The following is a 14,380-nucleotide window of genomic DNA, read 5'->3' as shown; positions in this document are numbered from 1 at the left end:
TTAATCTCCTTTTTTGCTATCTAAGTTAGTATTGGGTTTTTGTAAATTATGATAATTATACATATTTCTTGCCACATTTAATGGCGTTCCAGATTGAATCGCTTGTTTGATTTTTTCTTCAATATCGTTAATCGATTTTGCAATTTCATAAACTTCTTCTGCTTTATTTTCTGGAATACAAATTATTCCAGAATCATCAGCTATAATAATATCTCCAGGTACTATTTTGGTATTATCTATGTATATGGCCTTTTGGATATATTCTATTTCATATCTTCCTTTACCAGTAACAGCGTTAGTACCTGCGCTAAAAATAGGGAACCCTAATTTTTTGATTTCTGGAATATCTCTACAAGCACCATTAATAATTGCACCAGCAATTCCATTTATCTTAGAATAAAGAGACATTATATCTCCCCACACAGTAGCATCTGTTCTGCCGCCATTATCTATAACTGCTAAATCACCTTCTTTTAAATCATCAAGAAAATCGCCAACGGTACTATTATTGCCGGAACTAGGTCTATACTTAACTGTAAATGCCCTACCGCATAGCTTTGAACCAGGTAAAATAGGTTTTAAACTGCTTAATGATCCTGAAATCTCGAGTCTATCACAGGCATCTGAAATACAAGTGGTATCTAGTTTTTTAATATTTTCGATTATATTTTTCAAATTCACCTCCACTTTTGCAAACGATATCAAAATTGTATACAATTAGTATACTGTAAGTATTTCTTATTTCAAATAAAATTGATTATTTTTATACTTACAATAAAATCATAGTAAGAGGTGATTAAAATATCTAGAAAAGACATGGCATACGAGTATTTGTATGACGAAATAATTAATAATAGAAAAAAGCCAGGCGAGTACTTAGTTGAAAGTGATATTGCTAATATTTTATCCATATCTCGTACACCAGTACGTGAAGCTCTAAGAGATTTAGAAAAAGATGGTTTAGTAAGTAATTTCAACGGGAGATCTTCCATGGTTTCTTACATAAGTCCTACAGATATATCTGATATTTTTGATATAAGGATATCTTTAGAATCGTTAGCACTTGAAAAAAGCATATATAGGATAACTAGTCAAGAGATTGATGATTTAATAGAAAAATTTGAGTATTTAGGTGATAATTTTAAGTGGGAAGATAGTCACAAAGCAGATAAGCAATTACATGAGTTAATTATAAAAAAATCTGGTAATAAAAAATTATTTTATATTTTAAACAATTTAAATTCTCAGATAGAGAGATTCAGGAGGATAGCTTCTAGGGCATCAAATAGGTCTTTTAAGAGTATAAAAGAGCATTTGGATTTATTATATTGTTTAAAATCCCAAAATCTTGATGAAAGTAGGCAGTCGCTTATATACCATCTTAATAGCGTTAAGGAATCTTTGTTAGAAATTTCAATCATAGATTCAACAGAGAATGTTTATATATAATATATATTAAGGATAGAAGCATATTTGCATCTATCTTTTTTAATTTACGAATTACCATAAACGATAAATTAAACATTTTAAAATAAAAACTTAAAATAATTAATCCTGACTTTACAAATATTAAAAGACCTAGTATAATTTAGACAAAAGGAGGGGCTATGATTAATAAATGTCCAAATTGTGGTGATCAAATGGTGATTACTTCCTATAGATGCAATTCATGTTTTACAGAAGTAAGTGGTGAATTTGAGATTGATAACTTCTCAAAACTAGACAAAGAAGATAAAGAATTTATAGAATTATTTTTACAAAAAAGAGGTTCAATCAAGGATGTTGGAGAAGAAATAGGTATTTCATATCCAACAGTTAGAAATAGGATTGATAAGATAGTAGCAAAACTTGGTGGCAAAATTGATAAGAAGAGTCATAGGCTAGATATCCTAAATATGCTAGATAATGGCGAGATTAGTCCAGAAAAAGCCAAGGAACTTTTAGAGGAGATTAATAATGACTGAAGAAAAACAAATGATTTTAAATATGCTTAAGGATGGCAAAATCACAGTCGAAGAAGCTAGTGACCTCCTTGCAGCCATAGGCGATAAGAAAAAATCTGACAACGACTTGGGTGGAAAAATCACCTCAGCAGTTGATAATATAATTAAAAAGGCAACAGAAACCCTATCAAATATCGACCTTGATAATATGATTGATTTAAATAATTTTAATATTAAGGGAGAATTTAACACTCACAAGGATATTAGGATTGATGATGAAATAGATAATATTAATATCGACCTAGTTAATGGGGATATAATTGTAGAAAAGGCTGATGATCCTGGAATTATCTTAAGCTATGATATTTATTCTAAAAAGGCTAACCTTGAAGATTATTTAGATGTAGAGATTAAAGATGGAAAGTTATCAATAAGCCAAAATGAAGCTTATAAGAATGTCCAAGCTAGCGTAAATCTAAAGCTAGCCCTAGGCAAGACTCTTTATGAAAATTTAAATATAGATTCTGTAAATGGCAAGGTTGAAGTGGCAGATGTTGATTTTGATAATTTAAATGTCGACACGGTAAATGCCAAAATTAACCTTATAAATATTAAGGCTGCTATTGATATAGACAATGTAAATGGCAAAATTGATATTAAAAATACCTTGGGTAAGCTTTCTATAGATAATGTAAATGGTGCTATTTACTTGGCAAATCTAAGGGGAGAATTGGCTGAAGTTGATACTGTAAATGGCAATGTGAGAGTAGATGGGCTTGAAAGCGATAAGTTTAGCGCAGATTCAAACCAAGGTTCAATTAGAGTTTACAATATCAAAAACACCAAAGAGATTGACTTAGACACAAGAAATGGTGCTGTGGTTGTTGATACAACAGATTATCCTGGTGAGATCAGGGCCTTTGTAGAAAGTCCAGCTACAAATGTGACAGAAAAATTTGAAAACAAGATCAAAACAAGCACAGGATATGAAATATCAACAACAAATGATGAAGTAGATCTAGAAATCAAGGCGACAACAGGCTTTGGAAGGGTATCAATTAGATAGAAAAATAGAGGCAGGTTATTTATAGCCTGTCTTTTTTGTAAACAAAAAATCCACCGATCTGGTGGACTTTTGCTTTTGAGTTAATCAAAAATGTTAGCCTTACAAAAACTGAGGGTAAGTTTTTGTCTTAGAAAACAGTTTGTATTAAGGAAGAGTTAGTCGATTTCTATCTGTTTTCCATCTTTATAATATATGAGTATTGTTTATTTCATAAAAAGTTTGTGTAAAATCTATGTAAAATTTTAAGTACCCTTCTTTTAAATTATCCAATGTATTGGGGTATAATGAGACCTAAGAGAGGATTATTTTGGGATTTACATTATTATTTTGCTTAGAGCTTTTGATGTTCATTTGCTTTAGCCTTATAAAATTTAATAAAAAATATCAGAAAAATCTGGCAATCTGTGCAATATTTGGTCTTATGCTAATTTTTTCTGCCACAAGGGGATCGGGGGATGCTGATTATTACAATTACTTGTGGTTTGCTAGAGATATTGGCACAGATACGACTAAGCTTTTTGATTCCCATTATGCGGTGGAGTTTTCCTTTAGGTTGACAGCCTTCATAGTCAATCTTTTGGGCCTATCTCGTCAATGGGTTATAGCTTTTATGAATCTTTTGTCAATTGGACCGATAAGCTATGTGGTGGCCAAGAAATCTAGGATGCCCTTTTTATCTGCTATAATTTTCATGCAGACATTTTTGCAATTTGATATGCAAACATCAAGGACAGCCACGGCTATAGGGCTTGGAGTCTTATCTATATATCTAATGACAGAAGAGAGACATATCTTAAGCATCTTGGCCTTTTTATGGGCCTATAGTTTTCATAAGTCGGCTGTGATTTTGTTGCCGTTTTTGATATATCTTAAGTTTGACTTATCAAATTTAACGAAATCAATAATAGTAGGATTTAGCTTTGTAGTGTCGGTGTTTTCTAAGTTTTTATTTGGTATTTTGGCCAAAGTTCTGGGTGCTGTTGGGCTTTCTAGAATGGCGACAAAGATTATCAATTACACCTTTGAGGGGCAATTTGCCTATGCCATGAAACTTTATGACCCAAGGATTATTTTCGCCCTGGCCCTCTTTGTCATGACTATCATGTATTTTGATAAGGGGACTTTTAAGAAAAATACGATTGATAGTGCGGCAGTAAAGGCTGTATTTTATGGGCTTGTGGTAGTCCTTGTCTTTAGGTCATCAACAGCCATAGCCTTTAGATTTAGTTCGTTTTTTACAGTCATGCAAATATTTTTGATTCCGCTTTTGATAAAGGAAGTGAAGGAAAAAGATAGTCTGGCTGTTTTTATGCTAATCTTGGCAGTCCTAGTATTTGTCTTGCCATACGCAGTTTATATAGCAGTAGACGCTCCACCATATGATTTCTTTTTTACTAACCATATGGCTATTAATTCATTGCGATAGAAAAAATGAAAGGGTATAAAATGAGAAAAGTTACAACATATCAACTAATTGAAGGGATTAAGAGAAATTTGCTTCTTCTTATTATCCCACCTATATTATTTTTTGGCCTAGTTTTGGGCCTTGGCCTTCATAAAAATGGAGGGACATATGAGGCTTCTGCTGTTTTGATTGCTGCAGCTGAAGATGGGGAAGAGGTTTCTTACAATAAACTTGTTTTAAATGAGAAACTTGCCAATATTTATATGGAAATTTTGAAATCGCCTGATCTTTATCAAAAGGTAGCTGATGCCCTCGAAGTGGGAGGATCTGATTTAACCTATAGTGATGTGATGGCTAGAGCAGACTACGAGGTAAATCCTCAGGCTGGCCTTATTTCCTTCACTTATAGGGATCAGGATAAGAAAAGGGCTGCTGATAGCCTTAAGTCCATTTGTGAAAATTTTAAGCTAATGGCTAAAGACTACTTAAATGCAGATAATTTCGCCTACCTACATGATGTTTTAGTAAATAAGGCATCAAAGACAAAGACCTATATTTTCTCTGTGGCAGCTGGTCTTGCTGGCTTGTTTTTAGGGCTTATTATCATAATTATTAAGACCCTTATGTCTGATAGGATAGCAAGCTTGGATGATTTAGCTGAGCTTTCTTATCCTGTGCTTGGAAAGAGTGATGAACTTACAAAGATTAAGGCGAAATTAGCCTATAAATACAAAAATGGTGTCATTGGCCTTGCTAGTCTTGGCAAGGATACTAATGGTTTTGCAGAAAACCTTGCAAGAGAACTTGCTAAGAATAAAAAAGTTCTATTTATGGCTAGTGAAGATAAAAAAATAGAAGATTTTTTTGCCTATAAATATTTAGGGGAAAATCCAAGCCAAATCATGGATACGGATGACTTTGCTAAGGATATGGCAAGATATAAAGAAGAATATGACTACGTAATAATAGATGAAAAGGATGAAAAAGAAGCCTTCCTTGTAGCTGGTCTTGAGGATATGAAAATTATCCTTGTGAATAATAAAACAAGGAAGGCTGACCTAGATAAGCTTATAAGAGATTTGGAAGATTTGGGTCTTTCTGAGATCGGGGTGGTTTATTATCAATAAATTACTGGTAATTGCCCTAATGATAATCCTTGCAGGATGCGGGAAGACTGAGACTTCTTATAAGGGTATAGATATTGAGGAAAGGCCAAGTACCGGACTTAAGGTTAAAAAAGAAATATCTGTAGGCCTTGATTACATGGTTAAGGAAGAAGCTGAAATTTATTCTGATAAGGATGAAAAGAGTGCCTTTGACAAAATCCCCAAAGATAGCGTGGTGAGGGTAATCTTGGAAGAGGAAGATGGTTTTGTTTATGTAAGTCTTGCTGGGCAAAATTTCTATATAAGAGCTGATAAACTTAAGGAAATCTAGGAATTGATTTGCATTTTTCTTTCCTTCTGGTTAAGTAAAAAAGCGTTGTGTAATTAGCTAGGAGGAAATTTTGGATACTGCATCATTACTTATTTTATCTGTTGGCCTTGCTATGGATGCCTTTGCAGCTAGTATCTGCAAGGGGCTTTCAGAAAAAACTCACTCTATTAAAAACAGCCTGTCTGTTGGCCTATGCTTTGGGTTTTTCCAGGCTCTGATGCCTGTTAATGGCTTTTCTTTGGGGAGGAATTTTGCCGAAGAAATCAGGGCTATAGACCACTGGATTGCCTTTTTCTTGCTTTTAATCTTGGGCATACAAATGATTAAGGAATCAAGAGAAGAATATTGTGAATTAAATTATGGCTTTGACTTTTTATCCCTAGCTAAGATGGGGATAGCTACATCAATTGATGCCCTGGCAGTGGGTGTGGGCCTTGCCTTCTTAAATATTGATATAGTAAAGTCAGCCTCAACTATTGGAATAATCACCGCAATCTTGTCTGTGATTGGTTTTAAGATTGGATCAAAACTTGGCCTTAAGTCTAAACAAATGGCAGAGCTTACAGGTGGCCTTATCCTAATTGTCTTAGGGATTAAGATTTTGATTGAACACTTATTTTTTCATTAGTATCTTTGAATACTAATATAAAACTGTATAATATTTATATCACTAGGGGTGCCGACTTTTAGTCAGCTGAGATCATACCCTTAACCTGATCCAGGTAATGCTGGCGGAGGTAAGTGCTTTATACCTCTAGCAAGTATTGTGTAAAGGAGGTATTTTTTTATGAAGAAAAATTGGTCAGTAAAGATGTTGACAGAAGCAGGAATTATGATTGCCTTATCCTTTATCTTAGGCAGAATTAAGCTATTTTCTATGCCACAAGGTGGTTCAGTAACAGCTGGTCAAATGATTCCTCTTATTATATTTGCAATTAGATATGGTGCAGGCCCAGGTATCCTTGTAGGTGCTGTATATGGAGTTTTAGATATGCTTTTAGGCGGTTCAATCTTCCACCCAATCCAAGCCTTTCTTGACTATCCATTAGCTTTCGGAGCTTTGGGACTTGTAGGATTTTTCTCAGAATCATTTAACCAAAGACACGAACTTAAACCAGTTCTTTTTGGAACATTCTTAGGCGTATTTGCAAGATTCATCTGCCACGTCCTAACAGGGGTTATTTATTTTGGATCCTATGCACCAGAAGGACAAAATGTTTGGGCTTACTCAATAGCCTACAACGGAACCTTCCTAGGTGTTGAATTTATAATAACAGTAGTAATAATCCTATTGCTAAAGAAATTCATCACAAGGGATATGGCAAAATTATAGAAAATAAAAACAGGGATTCTGACATAAAAACTCCTCCATCCGTATTCCGGATTTTGGGGTTCAGGTCAGTAGTCCCTGTTTTTTAGTCTTAATTTTTCAACCTAAAGGTCTTAGGCCCTATTTTTAAAATCAAAAGACTAGTTATAATTGTAAATAATAGAATAAAGACAGATGAGCCGATAACTAGGATTGGGGTCTTTATTCCTCCGGTAAATCTTATTGCATTGAAGCAGAAGATATAAACTACCATATCTATTGCGCCTGATATCTTGCCGACCTTGGCTCCTTCAGCATTAAAAGGCTGAAAGAGGTAATATTGGGCAAGGGGCAGGCTTGTAAAAAATACTCCCGCCAAAAGTATATAGGCAGCTGCTTCTAGGGCAAAGATATAATCAGTCCTGTTAAGCCTTAAAAATACGCCAACAAGGCCAAGCACATAAACTATGGCAGGTATGGCATTTATTTTTAGAAGGGAGATAAGCCTTGCCCTGTACATAGTTAGAAGGTTTGTAGGCTGTCTATAAAAACCATAAGGGATTAGGCCTTGGTCGCAATTTATGAAAAAGGCTGTTAAGATATTATCCTGCTTGCAAAGCATGTAAGTAGCAAGAGGGACCAAGATTACCAGCATTTCAACAAGGTCGCCATCTATATTCTTCTCAAATAATGGTAAAAAGCTTATTAAAATTGTAAGAAGGGCGGCTAGGATTCCTGACTTTATGAGGACAGGCTTAAGCAAAATCCTCCTGTGCCTTCTAAAAAATATATTATTGAGGTAGGCAAAGCCCTCGCCTTTTACCTTTTTATTATCAATATCCTTATCCTTAAGCTTGACACTTGCTGCCGGGCTTGCGTCGATTTCTTCCATTAAATCGTCATATTCTCTAAGAGATTTTTCTATGATAAGTCCATACTTATCAAAGTTTTTGAGATAGGATACAGACCAGGCAAAGCCTAAAATCGAACCTATAAAAATAACAGTTAAGACTAGCTTATTTTCCAATCCGAAAAAAAGAATAAGGTCGCTAAGGATAACATAAGCAACAAAAGCTAAGATTGTTTGAAATAATCCGTTAGAGAGGATTTTCTTTTTGTCTTTTAGTCCGATATTCATCCAAAAGACAGACGCCTCGATTTTTGTTAAAAATAATATAAAAGAAAAAGTTAGGGTCAAAAGTGGGTTGGCCTTGCCTAAAAAATGGAAACCAATCATCAGAACAATAGACCTTGCAAAAAACCTCATTAAAGGCTTGAAGTATAGGTTAGCCTTGACTATTTCTTCCGGATTCATGCGGAAGTTTTGGTAGTATTTTTTCAAATCACTCATGGAATCTTCCACGATATTTCTAAATAGGGCAAAGAGCCAATAAAGGTATAGGGGCAGCAAATAACTATAAGCAGTTTGCAAAAAATCAGCCTTATTAGCTGCATAGCTGACATTAGCCTGAAAGATGTTATAGGAGATGCTTAAGATGCTATTTACAAAAAGAAAAACAATGCCACAGGCAAGGGCTGACTTGAAAAGTTCCTTTATAATAGCAAAGATAGGGTAGAAGCTATGGATAAAGTATTTTATTGATGAAAATTTATACTTATCTCCTAAAAACTTCCCTATCAAGGGGATTTTTCTTAAGGCCCAGATAATGCCGTTGACCATTTCTGATAGTTCAACCCTCTGCTTGATGATAAAAACTCTTGCCACCCTATCCATTTATGGCCTCCACTTCTTCCTTGATTTTGATATTCTCTCCTTCTCCAGAAAGCAGGGTGATAATCTTATCTTCAAAATCAGGATTTTTGATGAGATTTTCCTCAACTTTTTGGAGTTTCTTGTCAGATAAGAGGACGATCTCATCACATATATCCTTGGCCAGCTGGAGGATGTGGGTTGAGAAAATAATTATATGATCAGCGTGGATTTCCCTTATAATTTTTTTCATCTCAAGCTGAACCACCACATCTAGGCTTGTAAGAGGCTCATCCATGAGAATTACCCTTGGCCTTAGGATCAAAAACATCAGCATCTGAATCTTATTTTTCATACCTGTAGAATAGCCCTGGATGAGTCTATGGGAATCTTCTATGTCAAAATCTACTAGGGCAAAGTATTCTTCGATTGATTTGCTTGATTTGATATTTTCCTTATTAGCTTCTATAAAAAATTTGATAAATTCATAGCCGGTTAGAAATTTAGGAAGCTCTGGCTCAGCCACCATGAAAAATATATCCTTAAATTCTAGTTTTCGCTTAATTCCATTTTCTTCCAAAAAGACCTCTCCACTATCCTTATCAAGCCCATCAGTAATTAGCCTAAAAAGAGTGGTTTTACCTGATCCATTTCTTCCCAAAAGAGCGTAAATTATACCCTTTTCAAAGGTGAAAGATGCACTCGCTAGGACTTCCTTTTTGCCAAAGGCTTTGGACAGATTTTCTATAATTAACTTCATGATATTCTCCCTAATAAAATTCTTTGTTAATCATTATACCATAGATAAAAAATTTCTAAAAAGACTTGCAGTCGTAAATTTAGGTGGTAAGATTGTATTAAGATAATAATACAATAGTACAAAATCAGAATAGAGGTGAGTAGATGGATTTTGATGAAAGTAGACCAATTTACATCCAATTGGTGGAGGATTTCAAGATTAAGATCTCAACAGGAACTTGGCAGCCTGGGGCAAAGATTGACTCGGTAAGAAATCTTGCTAATGCTTATAAGGTCAATCCCAACACCATCCAAAGAGCCCTGGCTGAGCTTGAAAGAGAAGGCCTTTGTGAAAGCCAGAGGACAGCTGGCAGGTTTGTAACAGAAGATGAGAAGAAAATAGCAAGGCTCTCAGACAGAGCCTTTAACAAGATAGCAGATGACTTTATAATCGGCATGGAAAGCCTAAATATAAAAAAGAAAGAGGCTCTAAGAGAGCTTGATAAGTATTGGGAGGAATTATGATAGAGATTAAAGATTTAAGCCTTTCCTATGGAGGCAGGAAGGTTTTGGACAATATGAACCTAAAGCTAGATGATGGCAAGATTGTGGGTCTTGTAGGAGAAAATGGCACCGGCAAGTCTACCCTTATGAGAATCCTAGCAGGTCTTGAGAAAAATTATAAGGGAGAAGTAAAAATTGCAGGTCAAAGGCCAGGCGGAGAGACCAATAGCCTAGTTTCTTACCAACCAGACCACCTTCCTTTTTATCCATCAATGAGGGTAAGGGAGATTGGCGACCTTTACAAAAGATTTTATGAAGACTTTGACCTATCAAGGTATTTTAAGCTTTTGGCATCCTTTGGCATTGACAAGGACCTAAGGGTTAAGGAATGCTCCAAGGGAATGAGAGATAAGGTACAAATTGCAGCTACTCTTTCAAGGAGGACAAAGATTTACCTTTTGGATGAGCCAATGACAGGCATTGACCCAAAGGCAAGACGCATCATGCTAAAGACTATAATAGAAAATTTTGACTACCAGGGAATCTTAATAATTTCAACCCACTTAATAAGCGAAATTGAGAGAATCCTTGACCAAGTCATAGCCATCTCTGAAGGGAAAATCATCCTTGATAAGGGCGTTGATGAAATAAGAGAAGAAAACCACATGAGCGTAGAAGATTACTTTACGGAGGTCTTATAATGAGAAAATTAATCGGACTTTTATTCAAAGAAGATATAAAAACAGTACTCTCTTGCATGTTAATGCCCCTAATCTTGGGGATTACAGGCATGATCCTTTATTCAGCAACAGGCTTTGAGCCCTTATTTGCCATAGTCGGCATAGGGGCAGTGGCCATGTCCTTTGGTCCCCTTGTAGCCCTTGTATTTTTGGCCAATAACGATAACAGGAGATTTTATAAGGACGGGGCTTCATTTTACACCTGCCTTCCTTATTCATCAGAGAAAATAAACCTAGCCAGGCTAATGAACCTTGTAATCATGGGATTGATCATAGTGATAATTTCCATAATTAACCTCTTTGCCTTTGTAGCAGTAAATCCAGGAGAAGCCCTAAGCTTTGGAGAAATTATAAGAGAAGTCTTTAGGCTACTTGGAACAATAAAAGGAGAAATGTGGATAGCAATCATCAAAACCCTAATAATAGCCTTAGGAGCTGGTCTGGTTTTAGCACAAATGATAATGGCAACCAATACCCTAGCAGTATCAAGTCCTTTTAATAAACTAGGAAAAATGGCAAATGGTATGATTTTAGCAGTCCTATTTATAGGTCAAGCCTACCTATATCTAAAAGTCTTTGGCCTTTTAGCAGATACTCAGATAATAAAAATGGTAGAAGTTGCTCAAAATAGCGCCCAAGTCGGCATAAGCACCTTTGACTTCACCTTAGGATCCTTCCTAGCAGTCTTAGGAGTCCTACTAGCCTTTAATGGTCTTTACTTTGCAATGATAAATTATTTCCACAAAAACAAACTATCAGTCCAATAAGAGGAGGGACTTATGGTAAAGAAAATATTAATAGGCCTAGCCTGCCTAATCCTAGGCCTAATAGGTCTTAACCTATATATCTTTCACCAAACACCTAATTTTATGAGAAATAACGAGGTCGATGGGGTCAGAATGGAAGCAAAAATAGAACATGACGAAAGAGACCCAATCACCAAAACCCTAAGGGCAGAAGATTATAGAAATTTAAGCAAGAAAAAACTTGAAGTGATAAACGATAAAATTGCCGGTAGAATTGAGGGAGATATACCATCAATCCACCTAAACCAAGGCGGTGGCTTCACTTTAACCTTCTACAAAGATGACAAAAAAGTAGACCCAGAAGACTTAAGCGTAAAAATTACAGCCTACGCTTCAGATTACAGGGACCCAGATAAGAAAAGAGAAATAAAGCTAGATCAAATAAGCGCTGATGATAAGACCTATATTTACAAAACTAAGAGATATTCCATACAATACGAGAAATATTTCATAGAATATCTAAGGGTAGAAGTTGCTTATAAGATAGGCGGCAAGGAATACCTATCAGTATTTGCAACAAACCAAGACAATGCAAATGATGGGACAGACTTTTTCAAAAATGAAGACTTGGAACATCCAAAAGAGGTAGACTAGGGAGCCAGGCTCCCTAGGACCTTTTTTTTTACTATCCAAGATAGTTTGTTTATTATCCAAGATAATATTATTATAGACTTTAACTCTTTGTACTGTCATATTGTAATTAATGATATCTATATTCTATTGAATCTTCGTAATAAGGGGAGGCCCAAGGGACCTTCCGCATGGTCCCTTGTATCATATAACCATAGTCATTCTATGGAAAAAACAATGGAATACTATACATTAAACATAGTGTTGTGGAATGTGTATGAGGTCCCTATAGCTTTGACTATTGCGACGAGNCCCAAGGGACCTTCCGCATGGTCCCTTGTATCATATAACCATAGTCATTCTATGGAAAAAACAATGGAATACTATACATTAAACATAGTGTTGTGGAATGTGTATGAGGTCCCTATAGCTTTGACTATTGCGACGAGACTACAACCACATAACTATGTTTTTTTGTTAATTAGTTAGATATCGCTAGACGATTTAGTGTACAAGGATACGAGGCATAACTTATGTGGACGCACAACAATAATTTTTAAGGAGTTTTCTATGATCTATTTGGGTATTGATGTTTCTAAGTTTAAGCATAACTGCTATCTTGCTGATGAGAATAACTTTGATAAGGGGTGTCATTTTGAAATTAAGAATTCTAAAGATGGTTTTGAGTATTTGCTTAGAAAACTTTCTGATTTTGGTAAGGATAAAATTAGAATAGGATTAGAGTCCACCGGTCACTATCATCTTAATCTTTCAAGATTTCTACTAGATTTGAATTTTAACATTCATTTCTTTAACCCTTATCAAACTAGTCTTTACAGAAAGGCTGATAGTTTTAGAAATACAAAAACCGATAAGGTTGATGCTTTCTTCATTGCAAAGCTTCTAAGAGCTACTGACTCTAATCCTACTCATAATGAATTGTATCATAATTACGAACTTAAGTCACTAACTAGATACAAATCTTCTTTAAAAAATGACAGGATTAAGCTTAAAAATGCTATTGTTGGATACATAGATTTAATATTTCCTGAATTAGCTAAAGTCTGTAAGGATGTATTCTGTAAATACACCTTAGAAGTATTAAAAGAATATCCATCAGCAGATAAGATAGCTAAGGCTAACCTCACTAGAATAACTAACCTAATTAAAAAGGCTTCTAATGGCAATCATTCTAAGGAGAGAGCCATAGAAATTAGGGAGGCTGCAAGGAAGTCTATAGGTATTAATTCACCCGCTGTATCTTTTAGATTAGTTCAAGATATCAAAGCCTTAGAATTTCTAATAGAACAAATTGATGAAGTTAATGAGCAAATCAAACTACTTTTGAATGAAATGGATAATCCAATAATGACTATGCCTGGCGTAGGTATTGAGATAGGACCTAGTCTAATAGCTGAGATAGGAAACATAGATAAGTTTGAGAGCCCAAGCAAACTCTTAGCCTATGCAGGACTTGATCCATCAATTAACCAATCAGGAACAATGAATTCATCCTACAGTAGTATGAGTAAAAGAGGAAGTTCATATTTAAGGGATGCTCTATTCCTAGCAGCCTTTCTCATATGCCAAAATGATGAAACGTTTAGACTCTATTACGAGAAAAAGAAAAGCGAAGGCAAACATCATTATGTAGCCTTAACCCATGTGGCTAGGAAATTGACCAGAGTAATATTTCATCTTCTAAAGACTAATCAAAAATTTATAAGTCAAAAAAATTAATGATTTAAAAAATATTATACAATTTTTAAGCTGTCAAAAGTGATAGCTTATTTGTCATGCCCAAATTTCGTTATTCAACCTAACGGAAGTCTATTAGCGTTGAATAATTTAGGATTTTATTCAAATTATTATGTATTTTAATTTATTAATTTTTACTTGACTTCCGATAGTTAGTCTCATCGGCCTCCCCTTAAACCCCTCCCCGTTACACCCCACAAGCGGCCCCTAAAGCGGGGAGCATGATTAGAAGCTTGCCTGTGGCAAGCCACTCTTTGTATACAGAACCCTTTGTATTAGCTATCCCTATCCTTACTGATTTTGACATTCCGATGCCTAAAAATCTCAATCTAGCCCAAATTTTTGTATTGTATCTACTCTACATCTTAGTAGTTATAGAATCTTTATTTGTAC

The 14,380-nt window shown here is 35.0% G+C and carries 16 protein-coding genes and 1 riboswitch; of the genes, 13 read left to right on the top strand and 3 right to left on the bottom strand.

What is annotated here, in order from left to right; genetic code table 11:
* Positions 1-675, bottom strand: a complete 675-nt coding sequence (locus tag C8269_RS07650) for an RraA family protein (RefSeq protein WP_158698391.1) — start codon at positions 673-675, stop codon at positions 1-3.
* A gap of 141 nt (positions 676-816) precedes the next feature.
* Between C8269_RS07650 and C8269_RS07645 the strand changes: the two genes are divergently transcribed.
* From C8269_RS07645 to thiT, 8 genes are all read left to right on the top strand, one after another.
* Positions 817-1,449 carry a GntR family transcriptional regulator gene (locus tag C8269_RS07645; RefSeq protein ID WP_106461090.1) on the top strand — a complete coding sequence of 211 codons (633 nt, stop codon included), beginning with the start codon at positions 817-819 and terminating at the stop codon, positions 1,447-1,449.
* Positions 1,450-1,607: 158 nt separating this feature from the next.
* A complete protein-coding gene (locus tag C8269_RS07640) occupies positions 1,608-1,964 on the top strand; it encodes a DUF2089 domain-containing protein (protein WP_106461089.1) in 357 nt (118 codons plus the stop codon).
* Complete coding sequence (locus C8269_RS07635; RefSeq protein WP_106461088.1) at positions 1,957-3,009, top strand: DUF4097 family beta strand repeat-containing protein; 1,053 nt, start codon at positions 1,957-1,959, stop codon at positions 3,007-3,009. The genes C8269_RS07640 and C8269_RS07635 overlap by 8 nt, the downstream gene beginning before the upstream one ends.
* A 307-nt stretch (positions 3,010-3,316) precedes the next feature.
* The gene (locus tag C8269_RS07630) at positions 3,317-4,435 is read left to right on the top strand and encodes an EpsG family protein (protein WP_106461087.1); all 1,119 of its coding nucleotides are present in this window, start codon (positions 3,317-3,319) and stop codon (positions 4,433-4,435) included.
* A 20-nt stretch (positions 4,436-4,455) separates the two neighbouring features.
* On the top strand, positions 4,456-5,541 hold the full coding sequence (locus tag C8269_RS07625) for a hypothetical protein (RefSeq protein ID WP_158698390.1): 1,086 nt from the start codon (positions 4,456-4,458) through the stop codon (positions 5,539-5,541).
* Positions 5,542-5,560: 19 nt separating this feature from the next.
* Entirely contained in the window at positions 5,561-5,851 is a 291-nt protein-coding gene (locus tag C8269_RS07620) for a hypothetical protein (RefSeq protein WP_106461085.1), read from the top strand.
* Positions 5,852-5,921: 70 nt separating this feature from the next.
* Positions 5,922-6,479, top strand: coding sequence for a manganese efflux pump MntP (locus C8269_RS07615; RefSeq protein WP_199792172.1), 558 nt, complete (start codon positions 5,922-5,924; stop codon positions 6,477-6,479).
* Positions 6,480-6,513: 34 nt separating this feature from the next.
* A riboswitch (TPP riboswitch) is annotated at positions 6,514-6,608 on the top strand.
* Between the two features lie 30 nt (positions 6,609-6,638).
* On the top strand, positions 6,639-7,184 hold the full coding sequence (gene thiT, locus C8269_RS07610) for an energy-coupled thiamine transporter ThiT (protein ID WP_106461084.1): 546 nt from the start codon (positions 6,639-6,641) through the stop codon (positions 7,182-7,184).
* Between the two features lie 88 nt (positions 7,185-7,272).
* Here thiT and C8269_RS07605 read toward each other — a convergent pair whose 3' ends face one another.
* On the bottom strand, positions 7,273-8,895 hold the full coding sequence (locus C8269_RS07605; RefSeq protein WP_106461083.1) for a hypothetical protein: 1,623 nt from the start codon (positions 8,893-8,895) through the stop codon (positions 7,273-7,275).
* Positions 8,888-9,631: an ABC transporter ATP-binding protein gene (locus tag C8269_RS07600; RefSeq protein WP_106461082.1), complete on the bottom strand. Its 744-nt coding sequence runs from the start codon at positions 9,629-9,631 to the stop codon at positions 8,888-8,890. The genes C8269_RS07605 and C8269_RS07600 overlap by 8 nt, the downstream gene beginning before the upstream one ends.
* Before the next feature lie 143 nt (positions 9,632-9,774).
* Here C8269_RS07600 and C8269_RS07595 point away from each other — a divergent pair, with 143 nt between their 5' ends.
* The 5 genes from C8269_RS07595 (at position 9,775) to C8269_RS07570 (ending at position 13,969) form a co-directional block, all read left to right on the top strand.
* Positions 9,775-10,134 (top strand): GntR family transcriptional regulator, encoded by a 360-nt coding sequence (locus tag C8269_RS07595; protein WP_106461081.1) that lies wholly within the window; start codon positions 9,775-9,777, stop codon positions 10,132-10,134.
* Positions 10,131-10,814: an ABC transporter ATP-binding protein gene (locus C8269_RS07590; protein WP_106461080.1), complete on the top strand. Its 684-nt coding sequence runs from the start codon at positions 10,131-10,133 to the stop codon at positions 10,812-10,814. The genes C8269_RS07595 and C8269_RS07590 overlap by 4 nt, the downstream gene beginning before the upstream one ends.
* Complete coding sequence (locus C8269_RS07585) at positions 10,814-11,620, top strand: hypothetical protein (protein ID WP_106461079.1); 807 nt, start codon at positions 10,814-10,816, stop codon at positions 11,618-11,620. Before C8269_RS07590 ends, C8269_RS07585 begins: the two co-directional genes overlap by 1 nt.
* Before the next feature lie 12 nt (positions 11,621-11,632).
* Positions 11,633-12,253 carry a hypothetical protein gene (locus tag C8269_RS07580; protein WP_106461078.1) on the top strand — a complete coding sequence of 207 codons (621 nt, stop codon included), beginning with the start codon at positions 11,633-11,635 and terminating at the stop codon, positions 12,251-12,253.
* A gap of 546 nt (positions 12,254-12,799) precedes the next feature.
* Complete coding sequence (locus tag C8269_RS07570; RefSeq protein ID WP_106461076.1) at positions 12,800-13,969, top strand: IS110 family transposase; 1,170 nt, start codon at positions 12,800-12,802, stop codon at positions 13,967-13,969.
* Positions 13,970-14,380: the final 411 nt, after the last annotated feature.

It is taken from the genome of Anaerococcus sp. Marseille-P3915, from assembly GCF_900258475.1.
Lineage (GTDB): Bacteria > Bacillota > Clostridia > Tissierellales > Peptoniphilaceae > Anaerococcus > Anaerococcus kampingae.
The sequence above is the reverse complement of the archived record's forward strand: the minus strand, read 5'-3'. Positions and strand labels throughout refer to the sequence as shown.

Coding starts and splice junctions, on each gene's coding strand:
- C8269_RS07645 (WP_106461090.1), top strand. CDS start 817: ATGGCATACGAGTATTTGTATGACGAAATAATTAATAATAGAAAAAAG.
- C8269_RS07640 (WP_106461089.1), top strand. CDS start 1,608: ATGATTAATAAATGTCCAAATTGTGGTGATCAAATGGTGATTACTTCC.
- C8269_RS07635 (WP_106461088.1), top strand. CDS start 1,957: ATGACTGAAGAAAAACAAATGATTTTAAATATGCTTAAGGATGGCAAA.
- C8269_RS07625 (WP_158698390.1), top strand. CDS start 4,456: ATGAGAAAAGTTACAACATATCAACTAATTGAAGGGATTAAGAGAAAT.
- C8269_RS07620 (WP_106461085.1), top strand. CDS start 5,561: ATGATAATCCTTGCAGGATGCGGGAAGACTGAGACTTCTTATAAGGGT.
- thiT (WP_106461084.1), top strand. CDS start 6,639: ATGAAGAAAAATTGGTCAGTAAAGATGTTGACAGAAGCAGGAATTATG.
- C8269_RS07605 (WP_106461083.1), bottom strand. CDS start 8,895: ATGGATAGGGTGGCAAGAGTTTTTATCATCAAGCAGAGGGTTGAACTA.
- C8269_RS07600 (WP_106461082.1), bottom strand. CDS start 9,631: ATGAAGTTAATTATAGAAAATCTGTCCAAAGCCTTTGGCAAAAAGGAA.
- C8269_RS07595 (WP_106461081.1), top strand. CDS start 9,775: ATGGATTTTGATGAAAGTAGACCAATTTACATCCAATTGGTGGAGGAT.
- C8269_RS07590 (WP_106461080.1), top strand. CDS start 10,131: ATGATAGAGATTAAAGATTTAAGCCTTTCCTATGGAGGCAGGAAGGTT.
- C8269_RS07585 (WP_106461079.1), top strand. CDS start 10,814: ATGAGAAAATTAATCGGACTTTTATTCAAAGAAGATATAAAAACAGTA.
- C8269_RS07580 (WP_106461078.1), top strand. CDS start 11,633: ATGGTAAAGAAAATATTAATAGGCCTAGCCTGCCTAATCCTAGGCCTA.
- C8269_RS07570 (WP_106461076.1), top strand. CDS start 12,800: ATGATCTATTTGGGTATTGATGTTTCTAAGTTTAAGCATAACTGCTAT.